Source organism: Kitasatospora sp. NPDC048298, assembly GCF_043201465.1.
Taxonomy (GTDB): domain Bacteria; phylum Actinomycetota; class Actinomycetes; order Streptomycetales; family Streptomycetaceae; genus Kitasatospora.
Genome location: NZ_JBICYZ010000045.1, coordinates 23,064 through 44,680 on the forward strand (window position 1 = coordinate 23,064; position 21,617 = coordinate 44,680).

16 protein-coding genes are annotated in these 21,617 nt (G+C 74.0%); 8 read left to right on the plus strand and 8 right to left on the minus strand.

Annotated features, from left to right (window positions below):
- The first annotated feature begins 18 nt into the window (after positions 1 to 18).
- The 3 genes from ACGF0D_RS28700 to ACGF0D_RS28710 all read left to right on the plus strand — a co-directional run bounded on the left by ACGF0D_RS28700 (position 19) and on the right by ACGF0D_RS28710 (position 5,183).
- The gene (locus ACGF0D_RS28700; RefSeq protein ID WP_392921093.1) at positions 19 to 1,404 is read left to right on the plus strand and encodes a carotenoid oxygenase family protein; all 1,386 of its coding nucleotides are present in this window, start codon (positions 19 to 21) and stop codon (positions 1,402 to 1,404) included.
- A 367-nt stretch (positions 1,405 to 1,771) separates the two neighbouring features.
- Positions 1,772 to 3,973, plus strand: coding sequence for a M4 family metallopeptidase (locus ACGF0D_RS28705; protein WP_392921189.1), 2,202 nt, complete (start codon positions 1,772 to 1,774; stop codon positions 3,971 to 3,973).
- A 397-nt stretch (positions 3,974 to 4,370) separates the two neighbouring features.
- Positions 4,371 to 5,183 (plus strand): SAM-dependent methyltransferase, encoded by an 813-nt coding sequence (locus ACGF0D_RS28710; protein WP_392921096.1) that lies wholly within the window; start codon positions 4,371 to 4,373, stop codon positions 5,181 to 5,183.
- A gap of 38 nt (positions 5,184 to 5,221) precedes the next feature.
- Here the strand turns inward: ACGF0D_RS28710 and ACGF0D_RS28715 are convergent, their stop codons facing one another.
- Positions 5,222 to 5,890, minus strand: coding sequence for a LuxR C-terminal-related transcriptional regulator (locus ACGF0D_RS28715; RefSeq protein ID WP_392877406.1), 669 nt, complete (start codon positions 5,888 to 5,890; stop codon positions 5,222 to 5,224).
- 161 nt (positions 5,891 to 6,051) lie between these two features.
- Between ACGF0D_RS28715 and ACGF0D_RS28720 the strand changes: the two genes are divergently transcribed.
- Positions 6,052 to 9,240, plus strand: a complete 3,189-nt coding sequence (locus tag ACGF0D_RS28720) for a bifunctional cytochrome P450/NADPH--P450 reductase (RefSeq protein ID WP_392921099.1) — start codon at positions 6,052 to 6,054, stop codon at positions 9,238 to 9,240.
- Positions 9,241 to 9,305: 65 nt separating this feature from the next.
- On the opposite strand, the gene ACGF0D_RS28725 is transcribed toward ACGF0D_RS28720, so the two are convergent.
- The 7 genes from ACGF0D_RS28725 to ACGF0D_RS28755 form a co-directional block, all read right to left on the minus strand.
- The gene (locus ACGF0D_RS28725; protein ID WP_392877402.1) at positions 9,306 to 10,193 is read right to left on the minus strand and encodes a S1 family peptidase; all 888 of its coding nucleotides are present in this window, start codon (positions 10,191 to 10,193) and stop codon (positions 9,306 to 9,308) included.
- Positions 10,194 to 10,422: 229 nt separating this feature from the next.
- Positions 10,423 to 11,697, minus strand: coding sequence for an MFS transporter (locus tag ACGF0D_RS28730; protein WP_392921102.1), 1,275 nt, complete (start codon positions 11,695 to 11,697; stop codon positions 10,423 to 10,425).
- Between the two features lie 5 nt (positions 11,698 to 11,702).
- Positions 11,703 to 12,794, minus strand: coding sequence for a PLP-dependent cysteine synthase family protein (locus tag ACGF0D_RS28735; protein ID WP_392921105.1), 1,092 nt, complete (start codon positions 12,792 to 12,794; stop codon positions 11,703 to 11,705).
- A gap of 60 nt (positions 12,795 to 12,854) precedes the next feature.
- Positions 12,855 to 13,220, minus strand: coding sequence for a hypothetical protein (locus ACGF0D_RS28740; RefSeq protein WP_392921107.1), 366 nt, complete (start codon positions 13,218 to 13,220; stop codon positions 12,855 to 12,857).
- A gap of 123 nt (positions 13,221 to 13,343) precedes the next feature.
- The gene (locus ACGF0D_RS28745) at positions 13,344 to 13,841 is read right to left on the minus strand and encodes a hypothetical protein (RefSeq protein WP_392921110.1); all 498 of its coding nucleotides are present in this window, start codon (positions 13,839 to 13,841) and stop codon (positions 13,344 to 13,346) included.
- A 100-nt stretch (positions 13,842 to 13,941) separates the two neighbouring features.
- The gene (locus ACGF0D_RS28750) at positions 13,942 to 14,544 is read right to left on the minus strand and encodes a GNAT family N-acetyltransferase (RefSeq protein WP_392921113.1); all 603 of its coding nucleotides are present in this window, start codon (positions 14,542 to 14,544) and stop codon (positions 13,942 to 13,944) included.
- Between the two features lie 86 nt (positions 14,545 to 14,630).
- Positions 14,631 to 15,326, minus strand: coding sequence for a phosphoribosyltransferase (locus ACGF0D_RS28755; protein ID WP_392921116.1), 696 nt, complete (start codon positions 15,324 to 15,326; stop codon positions 14,631 to 14,633).
- A gap of 384 nt (positions 15,327 to 15,710) precedes the next feature.
- Between ACGF0D_RS28755 and ACGF0D_RS28760 the strand changes: the two genes are divergently transcribed.
- The 4 genes from ACGF0D_RS28760 (at position 15,711) to ACGF0D_RS28775 (ending at position 21,604) form a co-directional block, all read left to right on the plus strand.
- Entirely contained in the window at positions 15,711 to 16,190 is a 480-nt protein-coding gene (locus ACGF0D_RS28760; RefSeq protein ID WP_392921118.1) for an STAS domain-containing protein, read from the plus strand.
- Between the two features lie 11 nt (positions 16,191 to 16,201).
- Positions 16,202 to 16,699, plus strand: a complete 498-nt coding sequence (locus tag ACGF0D_RS28765) for an ATP-binding protein (protein ID WP_392921121.1) — start codon at positions 16,202 to 16,204, stop codon at positions 16,697 to 16,699.
- A 155-nt stretch (positions 16,700 to 16,854) separates the two neighbouring features.
- The gene (locus ACGF0D_RS28770) at positions 16,855 to 17,226 is read left to right on the plus strand and encodes an STAS domain-containing protein (RefSeq protein WP_392877384.1); all 372 of its coding nucleotides are present in this window, start codon (positions 16,855 to 16,857) and stop codon (positions 17,224 to 17,226) included.
- Between the two features lie 214 nt (positions 17,227 to 17,440).
- On the plus strand, positions 17,441 to 21,604 hold the full coding sequence (locus ACGF0D_RS28775; RefSeq protein WP_392921124.1) for a HAMP domain-containing protein: 4,164 nt from the start codon (positions 17,441 to 17,443) through the stop codon (positions 21,602 to 21,604).
- The last annotated feature ends 13 nt before the right edge of the window (positions 21,605 to 21,617 follow it).

Genomic DNA, 21,617 nt, shown 5'->3' on the forward strand with positions numbered 1-21,617 from the left:
GGCCTGGAGGAGTTCGCGGTGTCCACCGTCACCAATCCGTTCACCGGGGCGTACACGCCGGTGGCCGAGGAAGTCACCGCGTTCGACCTGCCGGTCACGGGGACGCTGCCGCCCGAGCTCAACGGTCGGTACCTGCGCAACGGGCCCAACGGGATGCGGGCGGAGGACCGCCGGCCGCGGCACCTGTTCGGCGGGTACGCCATGGTGCACGGGGTGCGGCTGCTCGACGGGCGGGCCCGGTGGTACCGCAACCGGATGGTGCGCAGTGCCGCCGTGGCCGAGACCCTGGGGGAGTGGCCGCGCTCCGGCGCCGTGCCGCGGATCGCCGACGTCGCGCCCAACACCCACGTCATCGGGCACGCGGATCGCACCTTCGCGCTGGTCGAGGGCGGCTTCCGCCCGTACGAACTCTCCTACGAGATCGAGACGGTGGGCGCGAGCGACTTCTGCGGCACGCTGCCCGAGGGGTTCGCCGCCCACCCCAAGCTCGACCCGGTCACCGGCGAGCTGCACGCCGTCACCTGGCAGCGGGACGGCGAGACGCTGCGCCACCTGGTGGTCTCCCCGCAGGGCGCCGTCGTCCGCGCCGTGGACGTCCCGGTTCTGCACCGGCCGGTGGTTCACGACATGGCGCTGACCAGGAACTTCGCCGTCGTCCTCGATCTCGCGGTGAGCCTCAGCCTGCCCGACAACCGGGCGCGAAGGACCTATCCGGCGGTCTGGGACGAGAGCCGCGGCGCGCGGATCGGGCTGCTGCCCCGCAACGGCACCGAGGTCGCCTGGTACGAGGTCGGGCCCTGCTTCGTCTTCCACACGCTCAACGCCCACGAGGACGGCCACCGGGTCGTCATCGACGTCGTCCGCTACCCGCGGATGTTCGTCGGCGGCGCGCTGCACGGCCAGAGCAGCCCCACCCTGGACCGCTGGACCGTCGACACCGTCTCCGGCAAGGTCACCGAGACCCGCCTGGACGACCGCCCGCAGGAGTTCCCGGCGGTCAGCCCCGCGGTGGTGGGCGGCGCCCACCGCTACGGCTACTCCACCGTGACCACCGACCTGCTGGGCCACCTGGCCCGCCCGGTCGGCCTCGGCGCGCTGCCCCCGGAGGCCGTCGGAGACGCGCTGATCAAGCACGACCTGCGTCAGAACTCCAGTGTGGTACGGCAGTTCGGCGTCGGCAGCTACGCGGGCGAGGTCTCCTTCGTCCCGAGGCAGGGCGCCCGCGAGGAGGACGACGGCTACCTGCTGGTCTACGTCCACGACCCCGAGCGGGGCGCGAGCGACCTGGTCGTCCTCTCCGCCGAGGACTTCACCGGCGCGCCGCTCGCCACCGTCCACCTGCCGGTGCGGGTGCCGGCCGGCTTCCACGGCAGCTGGATCCCCGACCCCGTCCGGGAGGACTGAGCGGCGCCGGTCGTCTGTTTTTCGCCTGCATTGCCCGTCTTCTGACGGCGCATTACCTCGACATTACGTCTATGGCGAAGCATTTCGGCCAACTTGTTGCCGTACGGGTGACGCGTTCTCAACAAAGCTGGCACTGTACCGTCCCATCACCGCAGAGACCCTCGCGGTCGTACGCGTACCGCCCGACGCGGCGAATCACGTCGGACACCGTTCCACCCGTTCGAACCACCAGCTCTACCGGGCGGCACCACCCTCGGCCGCCCGGCTGACTCCGGCCGCCCCAACCCGGCCGTCGCAGAAGGAGTTCAGTGTGACTCGATCCCCCAGGAAGACCACTGCCGCAGGCGCGTTGATAGCCGGCGCCGCGATGATCGTGACCGCTCTGACGTCCGGTGTCGCCATCGCCGACGAGACCCCCACCGAGGCCCCCACCGAGGTCCAGGCCATCGCCGGCGCGCTGCCGGTGCAGCTGTCGCCGGAGCAGCGCGGCGAGTTGCTGGCCTCGGCGGACGCGTCGCTGGCGGAGACCACCAGGTCACTGAACCTGGGGTCGAAGGAGGCGCTGGTCGTCAAGGGCGTCACCAAGGACGCCGACGGCACCCTGCACACCCGCTACGAGCGGACCTTCGACGGACTCCCGGTGCTCGGCGGCGACCTGGTCGTCCACACCGCCGCGGACGGCTCCACGAAGGGCGTCACCAAGGCCACCGAGGCGGACATCGCCGTCGACACCACCGCCAAGGAGAGCGCCGACTCGGCGAAGGGCCTCGCGCTCGACAGCGCCGGGAGCGCGAAGGTCGCGGAGCCGGCGGCCGACAGCGCCCGCAAGGTGGTCTGGGCCGCGTCCGGCACCCCGCGACTCGCGTGGGAGACGATCGTGACGGGCACGCAGGAGGACGGCACGCCGTCCGAGCTGCACGTCATCACCGACGCCAACTCCGGCAAGAAGATCTTCGAGTACCAGGGCGTCGAGACCGGCGTCGGCAACAGCAAGTACTCCGGCCAGGTCACCATCGGCACCTCGGCGGCCGGCGGCGGCTTCGCGATGACCGACAACACCCGCGGCGGCCACAGCACCTACGACCTGAACGGCACCAGCGGCTCCACCAAGACGCTGCTCACCAACCCGACCGACACCTGGGGCGACGGCACCGTCGCCAACCGGCAGACCGCCGCCGTGGACGCCGCCTACGGCGCCCAACTCACCTGGGACTACTACAAGAACGTCCACGGCCGCAACGGCATCAAGGACGACGGCGTCGGCGCCTACACCCGGGTCCACTACGGCAAGAACTACGTCAACGCGTTCTGGTCCGACACCTGCTTCTGCATGACCTACGGCGACGGCGCGGGCAACGTCAAGCCGCTGACCTCCATCGACGTCGGCGGCCACGAGATGACCCACGGCGTCACCTCCGCCACCGCGGGCCTGATCTACAGCGGCGAGTCCGGCGGCCTGAACGAGGCCACCTCCGACATCATGGCCGCCGCCATCGAGTTCTGGGCGAACAACCCCGAGGACAAGGGCGACTACCTGGTCGGCGAGAAGATCGACATCAGGGGCGACGGCACCCCGCTGCGCTACATGGACAAGCCCTCCAAGGACAACCGCTCCAGGGACTACTGGTCGGCGGACCTCGGCTCCGTCGACGTCCACTACTCCTCCGGCCCGGCCAACCACTGGTTCTACCTGGCCTCCGAGGGCAGCGGCGCCAAGACCGTCAACGGCGTGGCTTACGACTCCCCGACCTCCGACGGCCTGCCGGTGACCGCCATCGGCCGGGACGCCGCCGCCAAGATCTGGTACCGGGCGCTCACCACCTACATGACCTCGTCGACCAACTACGCGGCGGCCCGCACCGCCACCCTCCAGGCCGCCGCCGACCTGTACGGGCAGACCAGCGCGACCTACATGAACACCGCCAACGCCTGGGCGGCCATCAACGTCGGCCCGCGCGTCGTCGACGGCCTCCTGATGGACCCCGTCGCCGGCCAGATCACCGCGATCGGCGCCGCCGCCGATCTCCAGATCAAGGCCGTCAACTTCAACCCCGGCATCGTCACCTACCACGCGACCGGCCTCCCCGAGGGCCTGACGCTCCACCCGGTCACCGGCCGCGTCACCGGCGTCCCGGCCCTTACCGGGACGTACACGGTCACCGTCACCGCCAAGGCCTCCCACCACAGCAGCATCGCGAAGACGTTCACCTGGAAGGTCTCCCGGGGCATCTTCGCGAACACCACCCCCCTGCCGATCCCGGACGGGGGCCCGGCGGTCTTCTCGGACATCGTCGTCGACCGGATCCCGGGCCAGGCGCCGAGCGACCTCAAGGTGGCCGTGGACATCAAGCACACCTGGCGCGGTGACCTGGTCATCGACCTGGTCGGCCCGGACGGCACGGTGTACTCGCTGAAGAAGGGCAACCTCGGCGACTCGGCCGACAACGTCATCGAGACCTACACGGTGGACGCCTCCGCCCAGCCCGCCAACGGCACCTGGCGGCTCCGGATGCAGGACACGTACCGCAGCGACTCGGGCCACCTCGACGGCTGGAAGCTCATCTTCTGACCGCGTCCGCACTGAGCGCCGAGCACTGAGTACTGGGCACTGACCACCGAGGTGATCCGGCCGGCGAAGGCACCCACTTCGCCGGCCGGATCACCTTTTGGACGTGCGGCCGGTCCGTCGCCAGACCCTGGTACTCCCAGCGCATTGCGGTGGTCGCGGCGGTGAGGACCAGCCAGCCGACGGCCGGGAGCGCGAGGGTGAGGGCGAAGGGCCACTGGACGGTGGTCAGGACCCCGCAGCCGATGAAGGTGAAGAAGGAGAGGAAGAGGCCCCCGGGGCGGGACCAACGGGCCGGTCTTGTAGCCGACTTGTGGAATTCCGCAACGGGACGGAGTCGGACCGGTGACCGGGCCGGGCCGGGCCGGGCGCGTGGAGCGGGCCGCGTAGATTGCCGGGCATGACGACCTCCGAACCGCTCAGCCCGGTCTCCCGCACCGCCCTGTCCGTCGCCCGGGTGCGGGCCTACGAGAGCTCCCGTCCCGACCCGCTCTTCGTCGACCCGTACGCCGCCGCGTTCGTCACCGCCGCCGGCCTCGAACCGGGCCCCACCCGCCCGGACAGCGCACTCGCCAGGGCCCTCGTCGCCCACGGCATCCTGCGGACCCGCTTCTACGACGACCGGCTGCTCGCCGCCGGCGCCGACCAGGTCGTGCTGCTGGCGGCGGGCCTGGACACCCGGGCGTACCGGCTGGACTGGCCGGCCGGCACCCGGGTGTTCGAGATCGACCTGGCCCCGGTGCTGGCCTTCAAGGCGCAGGTCCTGGACGGGCTCGGCGCCGTGCCGCGCGCGGAGCGCACCGCCCTGCCTGCCGACCTGCTGGACGCGCGGTGGCCCGAGCGGCTGGTCGCGGCCGGGTTCGACCCGGCGAGGCGCTCGGTCTGGCTCGCCGAGGGCCTGCTGGTCTACCTCACGGCCGAGGAGGCGGCCGCACTGCTCACGGCCGTGACCGGACTGGCGGCCCCGGGCAGCCGGCTGCTGGTGGAGCAGGGCGGGGACCTGAGCCGCGTGCCGCACGACCCGGCGCTCGCCCGGCTGACCGGGCTGTGGCGGGGCGGGCTCGGCCCGGGCACCGACGGGTGGCTCGACGGGCACGGTTGGACCACCGGGATCACCCCACTCGTCCGGATCGGGGAGGCCTACGGGCGCCCGCTCCCGGACCTCTCCGCCACGAGGGCCTTCATCGAGGCGCAGCGGCGCACCGCGGACTGACGCCCCGGCAGGCCGCACCGGACCCACTGCCCGGCCGGTCACACCGGACGGGCCGGCCGCGGCGGCCAGGTGTCCGGTGCCAGGACGCCGGTGGCGTACGCCCGGGCGACCAGGGCGGTGCGGTTGGGGACGCGCCAGCGCCGGGTGAGCCGGGTCAGGTGGTAGTTGACCCCGTCCGGGGTGACACCGATCTCCCGGGCGATCTGCGCCGTGGTGTCGCCCCGGGCCGCCGCGGCCAGGATCCGGGCCTCGACCGGGCTGACCTCGGCCTGCGGGCCGGGCGGAGCGGCCGCGCCCGCCGGCGCCGCCTGCAGCGACAGCAGCATGCTCGGGGTCTGCTCCGGAGTGTCGCCGACCAGGGCGACGGTCATCTCGCCGTACCGCTCGCGCCCGTTCACGGGCGTCCAGGAGACCCGCGCCGGGTACTGCGAGCGCCGGTGCAGCCGGACGGCCTCGGCGAGCGCCTCGATGGTGCCGCTGTCCCGCAGGGTGAAGAACTCCAGGATCCTGCGGTTGTGCAACTGGCCTGGCAAACAGCCGAATTCGGCCGCCATCGCACGGTTGACGATCAGGATCTTCCCGCCGAACTCGCACACCGCGATCGGCAGCGGCATGTGGTCCAGTAGCCGCAGTGCCCGGTTGCGCCAGATCACCGCCGCCTCCCGCGGGTTGTCCGGCACGGGGCCGCAGCCCTCGGTCGTCCGCATCTGTGGTTCTCCTTTCCTGGGGCCATGACTGACGGTCCGTGGGCAAGCCCGCGACACCCCCGGGTACTACACAATCATGTAGTGATCGGGACCGGACCTCCCGCCCGATGGGCGCACAGTGGTGGAAGCAGAAAGTTTCCTGCCGTGGGAGGGGCACAGCGATGACCGATACCGTGGAGAGCACGACCGAGGACGAGCGGGCGACCGGGGCCGGGGCCCGGGCCGTCCCCCTGGTGGACATCTCGTCGATGCCGCCGGTCGCCGCTCCGGTGCTGCGCATCATGGAACTGGCCAGAGAGCACGGCCCGGCGTACGTCCAGCGGCTGTACGGCCGGGACCTCCTGGTCGTCAGCGGGCTGGAGCTGGTCGAGGAGCTGGCCGACGAGGCCCGCTTCACCAAGTCGATCAGCCCGACGCTGGAGCTGGTCCGGCTGTTCACCGGCGACGGCCTGTTCACCGCCTACAACGACGAGCCCAACTGGGCCCGGGCGCACGACATCCTGATGCCGGCCTTCGCGCTCGGCTCGATGCGCACCTACCACCCGGTGATGCTGAGGGTGGCCCGCCGGGTGATCGACTCCTGGGACCGCCGGGAGGCCGCCGGGCTGCCGGTGGACGTGCCCGGCGACATGACCCGGATGACCCTGGACACCATCGGACTGGCCGGCTTCGGCTTCGACTTCGGCTCCTTCGAGCGGGACGAGCCGCACCCCTTCATCGAGGCGATGGTGCGCTGCCTGGCCTGGGCGATGACCAAGCTGACCCGGGACCCGGACGCCGACCACCGCGAGCGCGACGAGGCCTTCCGGGCCGACGCCGACTACCTGGCCGGCGTGGTGGACGAGGTGATCGCCGCCCGCGCCGGGGAGGACGCCCAGGGCCCGGCCGAGGACCTGCTCGGCCTGATGCTCGGCGCGGTCCGGCCCTCGGACGGCTCCCGGCTGGACGCCGAGAACATCCGCAACCAGGTGATCACCTTCCTGATCGCCGGCCACGAGACCACCTCCGGCGCGCTCTCCTTCGCCCTGTACTACCTGCTCAAGAACCCGGTCGTGCTGCGCCAGGTGCAGCGCGAGGTGGACGAGCTGTGGGGCGACCGGACCGATCCGGAGCCCTCCTACGAGGACGTCGGACGGTTGCGCCACACCCGTCAGGTGCTCAACGAGGCGCTGCGGCTGTGGCCGACGGCGCCCGCGTTCAACCGGGAGGCCCGCGAGGACACCCTGCTCGGCGGCCGCATCCCGCTGCGGGCCGGGGAGACGGTCGTCGTCACCACGCCGATGCTGCACCGCGACCCGGCGTGGGGCGACAACCCGGAGCTGTTCGACCCGTCCAGGTTCGACCCCGAGCGGGAGGAGGGCCGCTCGCCGCACGCCTTCAAGCCCTTCGGAACCGGCGAACGCGCCTGCATCGGGCGGCAGTTCGCGCTGCACGAGGCCGTCATGCTGCTCGGCATGCTGGTCCACCGCTACCGGCTGATCGACCACGCCGACTACCGGCTGAGCATCAAGCAGACGCTCACCATCAAGCCCGACGGGTTCACCCTCGGCCTCGCCCGGCGCACCCCCGCCCCGGCCCCCGCCTCCTCCGCCGTTTCCCCCCTCGCCACCGCCGCGCCGGCCACCGGCCTCCCCGGGCGGGTCCGCCAGGGCACCGGGCTGCTGCTCCTGCACGGCTCCAACTACGGTGCCTCCCGGGAGCTCACCCGGCAGCTCGCGGAGGCTGCCGCCGATCTCGGCTGCGAGACCGCGGTCGCCCCGCTGGACGCGTACGCGGACGGGCTGCCCACCGACCGGCCGGTGGTGATCACCGCCGCCTCCTACAACGGGCAGCCGACGGACGACGCGGCCCGGTTCTTCCGCCGCCTCCAGGGTGACCCGGAGTCCGGAGAGAGCCCCGCGGCCGACGGCGTCGAGTACGCGGTCCTCGGCATCGGCGACCGCACCTATGCCGCGACCTACCAGCGCGTCCCGGCGCTGATCGACGACCGGCTCGCCGCGCTCGGCGGCACCCGGCTGCTGGCCCGCGCCGAGGCCGACGCCTCGGGCGACCTGGCCGGCACCGTACGGCAGTTCACCGAGGCGCTGTGCGAGACCCTGCTGGCGCGCTACGGGGACGCCGACGCGCCCGCCGCGGCGCGGCCGGAGGCCGCCTACTCGGTGACCGAGGTGACCGGCGGCCCGCTGGCGGCGCTGGCCGCCCGGCACGACATGGCGGAGCTGACCGTCACCGCCGTCGGCAGCCTGACCGACCCGGCCTACCACCGGGTCAAGCGGCTGGTGCGGCTGGCCCTGCCGCAGGGCGCCGAATACCGGACGGCGGACCACCTCACCGTGCTCCCGGCCAACGACCCGGCGCTGGTGGAGCGCGCCGCCAAGCTGTTCGGCGCCACCCCGGACACGGTGCTGTCGGTCGTGGCGCACCGGCGCACCGGCCTGGCCGTCGACCGCCCGCTGACGGTGCGCGAGCTGCTCACCCGCCACGTCGAGCTGCAGGACCGCCCGAGTGCCGAGCAGCGCGCCGCGCTGGCCGCGCTCAACCCCTGCCCGCCCGAGCAGGCCGCCCTGCGGGCGCTGCCCGAGGACGACCCGCGCACCCTGCTGGACCTGATCGAGGACCACCCGGCGCTGCAGGAGCGGCTCACCTGGCCGGTGCTGCTGGAGCTGCTGCCGCCGATGCGGCCGCGGCACTACTCGATCTCCTCCTCGCCCGCCGGCGACCCGGGCCAGGTGGAGCTGATGGTCTCGGTGCTCAGCGGGCCGGCCCGCTCGGGCCGGGGCACCTTCCGCGGCTGCGGATCCGGCTACCTCGACCGGGTGGCCGTCGGCGACACCGTGCTGGCCCGGGTCCGGCCCTGCCGGGAGGCGTTCCGGATCGGCCACCGCACCCCGGTGGTGATGATCGCGGCCGGCACCGGCCTGGCACCGTTCCGGGGTGCCGTCGCCGACCGCCGGGCGCTGCTCGCCGAGGGCGCCGACCTCGCCCAGGCGCTGCTGTACTTCGGCTGCGACGACGAGGCGGCGGACTACCTGCACCGCGGTGAGCTGGAGAGCGCCGAGCGGGCCGGGGCGGTCTCGCTGCGGCCCGTCTTCAGCGAGCGGCCGCAGCACGGGCGGCGCTTCGTGCAGGACCGGATCGCCGCCGAGGCGGCCGAGGTGTGGGAGCTGCTGGAAGCCGGCGCCGAGGTGTACGTGTGCGGCGACGGCGCCCGGATGGCGCCGGGTGTCCGGGAGGCCTTCCGGGCGCTGTACCGGGAGCGCACCCCGGGCGCGGACGAGCAGCGCGCCCAGGCCTGGCTGCAGGGGCTGATCGAGGCCGGGCGGTACGTGGAGGACGTGTACGCGGGCTGACCGGCCGCCCCCGGACAGGCCTGTGGGCCCACCGCACCCGGTGCGGTGGGCCCACAGGCGTCCGGTCAGTACACGCTGACGTGGTACGCGGAGAGCGCCGCGTTGACGGGCTGGTAGAAGGTCGTCCCGCCCGAGGTGCAGTCGCCGCTGCCGCCCGAGGTGAGGCCGAGCGCCTTGGTGCCGTCGAACAGCGGGCCGCCCGAGTCGCCGCCCTCGGCGCAGACGTTGGTCTGGATCAGGCCGCTGACGATGCTGCCGTCGGAGTAGCGCACGGTGACGTTGAGGCCGGTGACGGTGCCGCCGTGGGTGCCGGTGGTCGAGCCGGTGCGCTTGACCGCCTCGCCGACGACGGCGTTCGGGGCGGAGGTGAAGCCGCCGGGGTGGCTGAGGGCGCTGTTGTCGTAGCGGACCAGCGCGTAGTCGTGGCCGGGGAAGGTCGAGCTGATGGTCGGACCGATCCGGGTGGTGTGGTTGAGATCGGTGTACCAGTCGGGGGCGACGTTGCCGCAGTGCCCGGCGGTGAGGAAGTAGTGGGTGCTGCCGCTCACCACGTTGAAGCCGAGCGAGCAGCGGTACTGGCCGCCGTAGATGGCGTCGCCGGCAGCGACCAGCGGAGCGAACACGCCGGGGACGCGGTGGACGTCGACGGTGGGCGCGTCGGGTCCGACGGCGCTCATCAGCTTGGCGAGCGCGAGCGGGGTGACGGTGCTGTCGGCGGTCACCACCACGCGTCCGGCGGTCTCGTCGACGTACCAGGCGGTGCCGTTGACCTCGGCTTTCAGGATGGTGTCGCTGATCGCCGAGAGCTGTTCCGGCTTGGCGGTGCCGACGGGACCGGTGGCGGCGGCGACCGGCGTGGCGACGGCCGTGGCGGTGAGCAGGCCGAGGGCCGCGGCGAGCAGGCGGAAGCGGCGCGTGGTGCCGGTGCGGGGGGTGGTGCGCATGGTCCTCACCGATGTCCTCCTGAAGGGGTGACGGCCCTGAGGGTTGGGGCCGTGAAGCGCGGTCAGGCGGTGGGCGGACCCCGGCCGGTGCTCTCCGGAAGCACGACGGATGATCTGCTCCTGACAGGCGCTGACCGGAAGTATGAGGAAACGGACCGTTTGGTACAAGCTTTCTGATGGGGTGTCGGCGGACCCGCGGGCCCCGGGGTGACCTCGCGGATCCGCCGTTCGGAGGCTCCTACCGGGCGGGCACCGGCTCGGGGCCGGTGAGCCGCCGGCCCCGGTGGAGGGCGTGCAGCGAGAGTGCGCAGATCACCCCGAGGGCGCACAGCGCCAGCCAGGGGAGTGCGGCCAGCCCGGCCGCGCGGGCGGCGTCCAGGGCCGCGCCGGTCAGCAGGTTCCCCACGGTGATGCCGATCCCGCAGACGGTGTTGTAGAGCCCGTAGTGGGTGGCGACCAGGCGGTCCCCGGAGAGCCGGACCACGGTGTCCATCTCGAACGGGTAGGCCAGCATCGTGCCCAGGGCCAGCAGGAACGCGGCCAGTGCCGGCGGCCCGGCGGCGAGCGCCCAGCGCCCGAGGCCGGCGCCGGGGACGGGCAGCGCCGAGGCGGCGAGCAGCGGCAGGAACGCCGAGCCCATCACGGCCACCCCCGCGACCAGGGCGGTGCCCGGCGCGATCCGGGCCCGGCACCAGGCCGTCACCCGGGTCTGGAGCACGATCGTGCCCAGCCCGGACACCACGAACAGCACCGCCGTCGCCACCGTCCCGCCGGTGCCGTCGCCGCCCAGCCGGCGGACCTCCAGCGGCAGCGCCAGGTACACCTGGAAGGACAGCACGTACGAGCCGGTCATCGCGCCCGCGAAGAGCAGGAACGGGCGGTTGGCCAGCACCCCGCGCCACTGCGCGAGGACACCCGTGCGCTCCGGGCCCCCGGCCGGCCCGTCGCCCCGGCGGGCCGGCAGCGAACGGATCTGCACCGCGCTGAGCACCGCGAACACCCCGGCCGCGACCAGGCAGGTGGAGCGGAAGTCCACCGCGGTCAGCGCCATGCCCACCAGCGGGCCGAGCAGGATGCCCGCCTGGTAGAAGACGTTGAACAGCGCGAACGCGGCCACCCGCTGCTCGCCCGCGTCCCGTGCCAGGTAGGCCCGGACGGCCGGGTTGAACAGCGCCCCGGCCAGGCCGGTGGCCGCCGAGGCCGCGACCAGGGCGGGCAGCGAGGAGGAGAGGCCGAGCGCGGCGAAGCCGGCGGTGCGCAGCAGGCAGCCCGCCACGATCAGCGGCTTGTAGCCGAACCGGTCGGCCAGCGTGCCGCCGACCAGGAACATGCCCTGCTGGGTGAAGTTGCGCACCCCGAGCACCAGCCCGACCGTCCAGCCGGCCAGGCCCAGGCCCCCGGACAGGTGGGCGGCCAGGTAGGGCATCAGCATGTAGAAGCCCAGGTTGATGGTGAACTGGTTGACCATCAGCAGCCGGACGCTGCGCTCGTGGCCGCGGAACTGGGCGGTCATGTCCCTCACTCGGCACCGCCGCCGGTGCTCGCCAGGGTCAGCGGGTCGACCACCTTGGCGCAGCGGGTCCAGCGGGTCACCTCCCGTTCGTCCGGCCGGGCGAGTTCATCCGGTTCGTCGGCCGGCGGGCGGTCGAGCAGGTCGTGCGCGGCGCCGTACTCGTCGTCGTAGACGGTGCCGAGGTAGCGCTGCGGCCCGTCCGGGAAGACCGCGGCGATCCGGGTGCCGGCGGGCTGGGTGCGGGCCAGCCAGCCGGCCACCAGGGCGACCGCGCCGACGCTCCAGCCGCCGGTGGCGTAGTGCGAGGCGGCCAGCCGGCGGCAGGTCCAGACGGCCTCGGCCGGAGCGACCCAGTGGACCTCGTCGAAGGTCTGGTAGGCGACGTTGCGCGGGTAGATGCTGGAGCCGAGGCCGCGCATCAGCCGGGTGCGGGCGGGCTGGCCGAAGATCGTGGAGCCGACGGTGTCCACCCCGACCACCCGCAGGCCCGGGTAGAGCTGACGCAGCACCCGGGAGGTGCCGGCCGAGTGCCCGCCGGTGCCGACGCTGCACACCAGGACGTCCAGGTGGCCCAGCTGGGCGGCGAGTTCGAGCGCCAGCGGGGTGTAGGCGGTGGTGTTGTCGGGGTTGTTGTACTGGTCGGGGCACCACGAGCCGGGGTGGCGGGCCAGCAGCTCGGCCACCCGGTCGCGCCGGGCCTGCTGCCAGCCGCCGCGCGGGTGCGGGCTGGCGACCGCCTGCACCTCGGCGCCGTACGCGGTGAGCAGCCTGGTCATGGCCGGCTCCAGACCGGGATCGGTGACCAGCGTGACCGGGTGCCGGTACACCATGCCGGCCAGCGCGAGGCCCAGGCCCAGGGTGCCGCTGGTGGACTCCACGATCCGGCCGCCCGGGACCAACTCGCCCCGAGCCCTCGCGCGTTGGACCATGTGCAGGGCCGGTCGGTCCTTGATGCCGCCGGGGTTGAAGCCCTCCAGCTTGGCCCAGAAGCCGCGGCCCGCCGGGGCGAGCGGCTCGCCGATCCGCAGGACCGGGGTGTTGCCGACCAGGCCGCCGAGGGCCGGGTGGTCGTCCGTGTGATGGGTGAGGGACGTCATGTCTCGTCTCCTGTCGGGAGGTTGGCGGAAGTTCGACGGTTCGGACGAACACCGAACCGCCTATATCCGCCACCGACCGGTGACCAGCAGCGGGCCTCTCGGCCCGGGCGCACGGGCGGCGCGCCCGACGGCCGCCTCCGGGTGCCGCGCCGGAAGAGCCGCCCGGCCGTCGCCGCTGACGGCGAAGGGGCAGGGCGCGGGAACGCAGACGGAGCGGACGGACCGGGACGGCCGCTGCGTGGGAACGGCGGCCTCTCCGACCGCGCAGTGCAGCTCCGGGGATCCGGGGGAGGAATCGTGCGGATCGACCGGGACGGTCACCCCGGCCGGATGGAACTGCCGGGCGTCGAAGTGCTGCTGGGCGCAGCCGACGGGCAGCAGGGAGAACAGGCCGAGCAACAGCGCGGCCAGGAGCCTGATCGGCATGACGGGACTCCGCGCGGCCGCGCGACGGCGGCAGCGGATCGGCGAGGACAGGGGGCGGACGCGGGCAGCGCGCACCGGCCCGCACCGCGAGGCGGGCGTGGCGGGGCGCGGCCCGGGGCCGGTTTAGATCCTCAGCAGGGCGATCAGGTGAGGGAGTTCGGGCGCGCCGGACTCGGCGCTCCCGGCTGTCGGCGCCACCCGGCCGGGCGCCGGTGCGACGTCCCCGAGGGCGGGCTGGACGGCGACGGCCGACCGGGCGGCGTCGGCGCGGGGAGCGTCCTCGGGTTTGCCGGACAGGCACTCGCCGCCGGGGTGGTCGGCGTCCTCGTCGTGCTCCTGGTGCTGCGCGGGCAGGGTGGCCTGTGGGGCCTGTGGGGCCTGTGGGGCCTGTGGGGCCTGTGGGGCCTGCTGGGCCTGCGGCCCGCCGTCCGTCGGCGCGGCCTGTTCGGTCTGGGCGGACCAGACGATCCGGATCGGATCGGTGTGCCCGGCGCCGTTCTCGACGCCGAACCCGTGCGCCGCGAACACGGCCGCCAGCAGGGCGCCCAGCCAGAACAGCCGCGCCGCCGCCCCTCGGGGGCGGGCGCGTCGTGTGCGCAACGGAGACCGGGCGGTGACCATGCCGTGATCCTAGCCCGACTTCCTGCTCCGCCATAGCGTGCCTCAGTTGATGTGATGAACCGTCAACTGGATTTGTTGTGAAGCGGAGGGCGGCGTCGGATCACCCGGTGGAGGCCCGCTCCGACCGCTCCCGGGCGGGTGACTGCTCCCAGGCGAGCGACTGCTCCCTGGTGAGCCGCCACACCAGCTCCTCGCCGGTCTCGCTGGGGGCGAGCGCCTCGGCGGGGCGGCGCCGGTGCTCGGTGAACCCGAGGCGGGCCGGGACGGCGCCACTGGCCCGGTTGGCCGGGTCGTGCACGATCTCGACGCACTCCACCCCGGGCAGGCGGAAGGCCTCGACGGCCAGGGCCCGTGCGGCCCGGGTGACCAGCCCGTGCCCGGTCGCGGCGGGGTGCAGCCAGTAGCCGATCTCGCGGGCCTCGGCCGGGGTGTCGTCGCGGCGGAACAGGCTGCAGGTGCCGACGATCGCGCCGTCCCGCACGATCGCGTAGGTGAATTCCCGTCCGATCGCCCAGAGTTCGGCGCGGCCGGCGAGGAACTCGGCGGTCTTGGCGCGGCTGTGCTCGGCCACCCACGGCATCCAGGGCCGCAGGTGCTCCAGTGATTCCTCGATGACGGCGAAGAACTCGGGCAGGTCCGACTCGCCGTCGAAACGGCGCAGGACGCCCCCGTCCAGGGCGATGACGTGCTGTGGATGATTCATGGCGGAAGGATGGTCCGTACACCCTTCGCGCGGCAACGGGTTTTGGCGGGGCCCGGCAACCGGCCTTGACGGGGATGGGATGACGCTCAGCTCCGGGCCGCGTGCCCCGGCGCACGGCCGGCCCGGGGGCGGTCGCCCGGCGGGGTGCGCCGATGCAGGAGGACGGCCGCCTCGCGGTCGGTGACCTCGTGGAACTCGCCGTACCAGGGCCCGGCGGCGTGCGCGTAGCGGGGCAGGTGGAGGCAGACCACCGCGTCCGCGTCGTGGCGCAGGTCGGCCGCGACCCGGGCGTCGCCGACCGGCGCGGCGACGATCAGCCGCTCCGGCCGGTCGGCGGCGAGGGCGTGGAGGGCCGCCCGGGTGGTGAGGGCGTCGGTCAGTCCGTCGGAGACCAGGACGGCGGTGCGGCCCTGCACCGGCAGCCGGTCCCGGCCCTGGCGGTACAGCGCCTCGCGGCGGTGCACCTCGACCCGCTCGCGCTTGACGCTCGCGCCCAGCTCGGCCGCGGTGACGCCCAGGCTCCGCAGGGTGTACCGGTCGAACAGCGGCGGGTCGCCGTCGGCGATCGCGCCGACCGGACGGTCGTGGCCGCGCACCGCCACCGGCCGGACCACGGTGGCGTCGAGTGGCGCGCCCAGGGCCTCGGCGACCTCGGCGGCCACCGGCAGCCCGCCGGGCGCGAGCCCGAGGACCACCACCCCGCCATCGGGCGGCCCGTTCAGCAGCGGGGCGAGCCTGCGGGCCAGTTGGTGTCCGGCGGTGCTGCGGTCGAGGAATCTCACGGGCCTGTCCTTGTCCTCCATGTGTCCGAGCGCCCCGGTCGGGGCCAGGGCCTGGCTCCTGGGGCGGTACGGAACCGGCGAGCGGCCTTCGGGCCCCGCCACAGGGGCGGCTTCCCCGTTGCGGCGGGCTCTAACATCCGGGGTGAACCCGGGCGATCCGGGGATGCGAATCGGCTCGTGCCGCGCGGTGCGTCCGTCCCGGCGCGTGTGTCCCGGTGGCGTTCGGGCAGGCGCGCAGGCATGGACGGTCGACGAACGGTGCTCCCGACCGCACCCGCGGCGCTCACGGGTACGGCCGTCCGCGCGGCCCGGCACGGTGCGCGCGATGATGGTCGGGACGGCGCCCCGCCGTCCCCACCGTCCCCGCCGCACCGGGAGCGAGCCATGGCAGGGTCACCCGAGCAGCCCCGCGAGCCCGCCGGCCGGGACGGCCCGGGGCGGGGCGGCCCGGGCCGGGGCGGTGGCGGCGAGTTCGCGTCCGGCGATCTGCGCGTCGCGGTGGGCGACCGCGGCCCGGTACGGGTCGTCACCGTCGCCGGGGAGCTGGATCACGACAGCGCGGACGGGCTGCGCGCGGCGCTGGCCCGCCCGCCGTCGGCGGCCGGCATCGAGCGGATCGTGGTCGACCTCGCCGGTCTGCGGTTCTGCGACTCGACCGGGTTGAACGTCCTGCTGCGCGCCCGGCTGGACGCCCGGGCGGCCGGGCTGCGGCTGGAAGTGGCCGGTCCCGTCCCGCTGGTGGCGCGGCTGTTCGCGATCACCGGGGCCGACGACGTGCTGCGCGTCCACCCCGACCTCCGTACGGCGCTGGCGGCCTCCGAGAAGGGCCCCGCCGGGCCCGGCGCCCCGCCCGAGCCGAGATGAGGAGGCAGGCCGTGGACCGCCCCGGGAACAGTGGCCCGCCAGGCCGCGAGCAGACCAGGCGACTGGTGCTGGGCGGCAGCGTCGGCGCGGTGCAGCGCAGCCGCGAGTTCAGCCGGCGGGCGCTGGTGTCCTGGCACTGGCTGCCGGCCGTCGACGAGGACCGGCGGGCCGCGGCCGAGGACGTCCTGCTGATGGTCTCCGAGCTGGTCACCAACGCCTGTCTGCACGCCCCCGGCGGCCCGCGCGAGCTGCGGCTCCACTGGGACGGTGCCCGGCTGCGCGTGGAGGTCGCGGACGCCAGCCCCGTCCCGCCGCGGTTGCGCCCGTACGCCACGATGAGTCGGCCGGGCGGCCACGGGCTGCGGGTGGTGGACCGGCTCGCCGCCGCCTGGGGCTCCCGGCCCGAGGACGGCGGGAAGCAGGTCTGGCTGGAGGTGTCGCGCCCGCCGGCCCTGACGGCCGCGGGTGCGGACGGGGACCGGGCGTCGGGGCGGTCGGACCGGGGCTGATCGCCGCCCTTCCCGCCGCGTCCTTTCCCACCGACCGAAAGGGGTTTCCGGCGCCCCGCAGCGGATAGCCGCGTGGATGTGAGAGTGCCGACCGCCGACCGGCGGGGGATCCGGGCGGCGCGAGCGGCCGGACGGAGCGAGAGGAGCGCGCAGCCATGACGCAGCGCCGGTCGAAGTACGGGGGCCCGGTTGTCGACCGGTCCGAGGGGCTCACCATCGAGATCCGGTCGTGGGCCCAGGGCACCGTGCTGGTGCTGCTCGGCGAGCTGGACCTCGACTCGGCCGCCGAGCTGCGGGCCGCGCTCGACCGGGCCTTCGCCGAGCCGGCCAGCGTGGTGGTGATGGACTGCGCCGGGCTGGAGTTCTGCGACTCCACCGGGCTCAACGCCCTGCTGCGCGCCAAGGCCCGGGCCGCGGTGGACGACAGCAGGATCGAGTTGGCCCGGCCCCGGCCGCTGATCCTGCGGATGCTCGAACTCACCGGCGCCACCGATGCCTTCCCGATCCGCGAGACCGTCCCGGGCTGAGGCACTGAGGCACTGCGGCACTGATGCACTGAGGCGCTGACGCACTGCGGCGCCGGGGCCCGCCGGTCCCGGGGCCGCAGGCGGGGCCTCCTCCCCACGTGTCACCCCCGGCCCGCGGTGGCACAGTGGGAGCAGGGCGGCGACCCGCCGCCCTCGGTGCCGAGGTGCCCGGACGGCGCACCCCGGCCGTGCGAGCGATCCGGACGGTGGACGGATGGACGAGCACCCGGTAGCCGGAGCCCCCGCGTCCGACCCGGCCGAGCAGGCGCTGCGGCAGCTGCTCGCCGGGCTGACCGCCGTGCGCGACGGGGACTTCCGTACCCGGCTCTCCCCGGACCGGCCGGGGGTAATGGGGGAGATCGCCGCGGTCTTCAACGGCATGGCCGACCAGCTGGCCCGGGTGACCTCCGAGGTGACGCGGGTGGCCCGGGAGGTCGGCACCGACGGGCGGCTCGGCGGCCAGGCGCAGGTGCCGGACGCGACCGGGACCTGGCTGGAGCTGACCGACGCGGTCAACGCGATGGCCGGCAACCTGACCTGGCAGGTGCGCAACATCGCCCAGGTCACCACGGCGGTGGCCCGCGGCGACCTCACCCAGAAGATCGAGGTGGACGCGCGCGGCGAGATCCTGGAGCTCAAGAGCACCGTCAACACCATGGTGGACACCCTGTCCTCGTTCGCGGACGAGGTGACGCGGGTGGCCCGGGAGGTCGGCACCGACGGGCGGCTCGGCGGCCAGGCGCAGGTGCCGGGCGTCGCCGGGACGTGGCGCGACCTGACCGACTCGGTGAACGCGATGGCCGGCAACCTGACCTGGCAGGTGCGCAACATCGCCCAGGTGGCGACCGCCGTCGCCGAGGGGGACCTCACCCAGAAGATCTCGGTCGCCGCCCGCGGGGAGATCCTGGAGCTCAAGACGACCATCAACACCATGGTCGACCAGCTGTCCTCCTTCGCCGCCGAGGTGACCAGGGTGGCCCGGGAGGTCGGCACCGAGGGCCGGCTCGGCGGCCAGGCGGACGTCCGGGACGTCTCCGGCACCTGGCGGGCGCTGACCGAGTCCGTCAACGTCATGGCCGACAACCTCACCGCCCAGGTCCGCTCGATCGCCGAGGTGACCACCGCCGTCGCGGAGGGCGACCTGACCCAGAAGATCCGGGTCGACGCGCGCGGCGAGATCCTGGACCTGAAGGAGACCATCAACACGATGGTCGACCAGCTGTCCTCGTTCGCGGACGAGGTGACGCGGGTGGCCCGGGAGGTCGGCACCGCCGGGAACCTGGGCGGCCAGGCCACCGTCCGGGGCGTCTCCGGGACGTGGAAGGACCTCACCGACAACGTCAACGTCATGGCCTCCAACCTGACCGGCCAGGTCCGCTCGATGTCCGAGGTGGCGACGGCGGTGGCGCGTGGTGACCTCTCCCGGAGGATCACCGTCGAGGCCAAGGGCGAGGTGGCGGCCCTCGCCGACGCCATCAACACCATGGTGGACACCCTCTCCGCCTTCGCCGACGAGGTGACCAGGGTGGCCCGCGAGGTCGGCACCGAGGGCATCCTGGGCGGCCAGGCCCGGGTGCCCAACGTCGCCGGGACCTGGAAGGCGCTCACCGACAACGTCAACTTCATGGCGCACAACCTGACCAGCCAGGTGCGCAACATCGCCCAGGTCACCACCGCCGTCGCCGACGGTGACCTGACCCGCAAGATCGACGTGGACGCGCGCGGCGAGATCCTGGAGCTCAAGACCACCGTCAACACCATGGTCGACCAGCTCTCCTCCTTCGCCGCCGAGGTGACCAGGGTGGCCCGGGAGGTCGGCAGCGAGGGCCGGCTCGGCGGGCAGGCCCGGGTGGAGGGCGTCTCCGGCACCTGGAAGCGGCTCACCGAGAACGTCAACGAGCTGGCCGGCAACCTGACCCGGCAGGTCCGGGCGATCGCCGAGGTCACCAGCGCCGTCGCGGCCGGGGACCTGACCCGCTCGATCAGCGTGGACGCCTCCGGCGAGGTCGCCGACCTCAAGGACAACATCAACGCGATGGTCGGATCGCTGCGCGAGACCACCCGGGCCAACCTGGAGCAGGACTGGCTCAAGAGCAACCTGGCCCGCTTCTCCGCCGCCATCCAGGCCCGGCGGGACATCCGCGCCGTCGCCCGGATGATCACCGACGAGCTGACCCCGCTGGTCGGCGCCCAGTACGGCGCGTTCTTCCTCGCCGAGGAGGCCGCGGACGGCACCGAACTCGCCCTGATCAGCGCCTACGGCCGCCCGGCGGGGGAGCACCTGCGGCTGCGCCTGGGGGAGTCCCTGGTCGGCCAGGCCGCCCGGACCCGGCGGACCGTCACCGTCGACGACCTGCCGCCCGGCTACGCCACCGTCTCCTCCGGCACGGGCGGCACCGACGCCCGCTCGGTGGTCATCCTGCCGATCGCCCTGGAGGAGTGGCTGATCGGTGTGATGGAGTTCGCCTCCGTCCACCCGTTCACCCAGGTGCACCGCGACTTCCTGGGCCAGTTCGCCGAGGCCTGCGGGGTCAACCTCGGCAACCTGCTGGCCAACGCCCGCACCGACGAGCTGCTCGGCGAATCCCAGCGGCTCACCGCCGAACTCCAGGCCCGGTCCGAGGAGTTGCAGGACGGGCAGGAGGAACTGCGGCGCTCCAACGCCGAGTTGGAGGACAAGGCCGCACTGCTCGCCCAGCGCAACCGGGACATCGAGGCGAAGAACCTGGAGATCGAGCAGGCCCGTCAGGAACTGGAGGAACGGGCACGGGAGTTGACCCGCACCTCGATGTACAAGTCGGAGTTCCTGGCCAACATGAGCCACGAGCTGCGCACCCCGCTGAACAGCTTGCTCATCCTCGCCCAGCTGCTCGCCGAGAACAGCGGAGGCAACCTCACCCCTAAGCAGGTCGAGTACGCGGGCGTGATCCACTCGGCCGGCACCGACCTGCTCCAGCTCATCAACGACATCCTCGACCTCTCCAAGGTGGAGGCCGGGAAGATGGAACTCGCCATCGAGTCCTTCGCGCTGCGGGAACTGCTGGAGTACGTGGAGTCCGGGTTCCGGCCGCTGGCCGACCAGAAGGGGCTCGCCTTCGAGGTGTCCGTCGACCGGGCCGTGCCGGAGCGGATCGTCACCGACCAGGCGCGGCTGCGCCAGGTCCTGCGCAACCTGCTCTCCAACGCCGTCAAGTTCACCGACACCGGCCGGGTCGAGCTGCGGATCGAACGCGTCGAGGAGGCGGAAGTGCCGCCCGGACTCGGCCGGACCCACGCCGCGGTGGCCTTCCACGTGGACGACACCGGGATCGGCATCGACCCGGCCCACCTGGACACCATCTTCGGCGCCTTCCAGCAGGCCGACGGCTCCACCGCGCGGCGCTACGGCGGCACCGGCCTCGGACTGTCGATCAGCCGGGAACTCGCCCGGCTGCTCGGCGGCACCATCACCGTCCGCTCCGCGGCGGGGCAGGGCAGCCGGTTCACGCTGTACCTGCCGCTGGGCGAGCAGGCGACGGCGGGTGGGGACTCCGCGGCGGACGGGGCCGAGGCGCGGGTCCTGGTGGTGGAGCCCGACCCGCCGGGGCTGCTCACCCAGCTCGCGCGGGCGGCGGTCGGTGCCCTGGAGACCTCGCCGGGCGGCGCGTCGGTGTCGGGCGGCGCCTCCTCGCCGGGCGGCGCGTCGGAGGGTGGGACGGCAACGGCGGTGCGGGTCGACGGGGTGGGCGACGAGGCCGGCCTGCGGGCCGCGCTCACCGGCGGGCCGTACCGGTGCGTCCTGCTGGACCTGGTCGGCTCCGCGGGCCTCGCCCCGCTGCTCGGCGAACTCGCGGCGGGCGGCACACCGGCGCTCGGGTACGGGCCCGGCGGCGCGCCGCCCGAGGGCGTCGAGCAGGTCGGCGGACTGGACGAGCTGCGGGTGCGGGTGATCCGGGCGCTCGGCGGCGAGAGCTCCGCGCCCGGCGAACGGCCCCCCGCGGCCCCGGCCCCGACGGGGCCGCTCGCCGGACGGACCGTACTGATCGTCGACGACGACATCCGCAACGTCTTCGCGCTCACCGCCGCCCTGGAACGGCACGGGCTGAGCATCCTGCACGCCGCCGACGGCCGCGCCGGGCTCGACCTGCTGCGCGGCCACCCGGAGACCGACCTGGTGCTGATGGACGTCATGATGCCAGGGCTTGACGGCTACGCGGCCATCGCGGCGATCCGCGCCGACGCGCGCTTCGAGCGGCTGCCGGTCGTCGCCGTCACCGCGAAGGCCATGCCCGGCGACCGGGACCGCAGCCTGGCCGCCGGTGCGGACGACCACGTCACCAAGCCGGTCGACACCGGTCGGCTGCTGGAGCGGATGCGGCACTGGCTGGGCGCGTCATGACCGCTCCTCGGCG